Annotated in this window: 1 protein-coding gene; it reads right to left on the bottom strand. The window is 71.6% G+C overall.

The window, feature by feature from the left end:
• Positions 1-1,000 (bottom strand): putative bifunctional diguanylate cyclase/phosphodiesterase (locus B8460_RS08500; protein WP_048861160.1); only part of this gene is annotated, 1,000 nt, incomplete at both ends.

Below are 1,000 nucleotides of genomic sequence, written 5' to 3'. Positions count from 1 at the left end.
GGTCGGCGCGGGTGTGGCCGATGGGCCGGGGGCGCGCTCCCGGGCCGGGGCGGCGAGCAGGTCGGGCAAGGCGTCGAGCGGCGCCGGCCGGCCGAGCAGGTAGCCCTGCACGAGATCGCAGCGATAGTCGCGGGCAAGCGCCAGCTGCTGCGGCGTCTCCACCCCCTCGGCCACGATCGAGAGGCCGAGATTATGCGCAAGGCCGATGATCATGCGCACGATCATCGCCGCGTCCTCGCTCTGGCCGAGCCCGCTGATGAACGACTTGTCGATCTTGAGCTTGTCGAAGGTAAACGAGCGCAGATAGCTGAGGCTCGAGTAGCCGGTGCCGAAATCATCGAGCGCGATGCGCACGCCGAGGGCGCGCAGCGCGCCCAGTGCGTCCGCGGCGCGACCGCCGCCGTCCATCATCACGCCCTCCGTCACCTCGATCTCCAGCCGGTCGGGCGCGAGCCCGGTCTCGGCCAGGATCTGCGCGACCATGGCCGGCAGGTCGCAGCGCCGCACCTGCACCGGCGAGACGTTCACCGCCACCCACCGCCGCCCGCCCCAGGTCGCCGCCGCGCGGCAGGCGGTGGCCAGCACCCATTGCCCGATCTCGACGATCAGGCCGGTTTCCTCGGCCAGCGGAATGAACTCGGCCGGCGCGATCAGCCCGCGCGTCGGATGCTGCCAGCGCAGCAGCGCCTCGAACCCGTCCACCTCGCCGGAGCCGCAATTGACCAGCGGCTGGTAATGGATGCGCAGCTCGCCCAGCGCCAGGGCGCGGCGCAAATCACCCTCCAGCTGCCGGCGCGCCTGCATCTGCCGGTCCATCGCCGCCTCGAAGAAGCGGAACGACCCGCGATCCTCCTGCTTGACGCGATAGAGGGCGGTGTCGGCGGCATGCAGCAGCGCCTCCGGCCCGTCGCCGTCGGCGGGATGCAGCGCAATGCCGACCGAGGCACCGACCTCGATCACCCGCCCGTCATGCTCATAGGGCCGGCTCAGCGCGTCGATC

It is taken from the genome of Acidisphaera rubrifaciens HS-AP3, from assembly GCF_000964365.1.
In the GTDB taxonomy this organism is placed as follows: domain Bacteria; phylum Pseudomonadota; class Alphaproteobacteria; order Acetobacterales; family Acetobacteraceae; genus Acidisphaera; species Acidisphaera rubrifaciens.
Note: the sequence above shows the minus strand (reverse complement) of the source record. Positions and strands in the feature narration are given on the sequence as shown.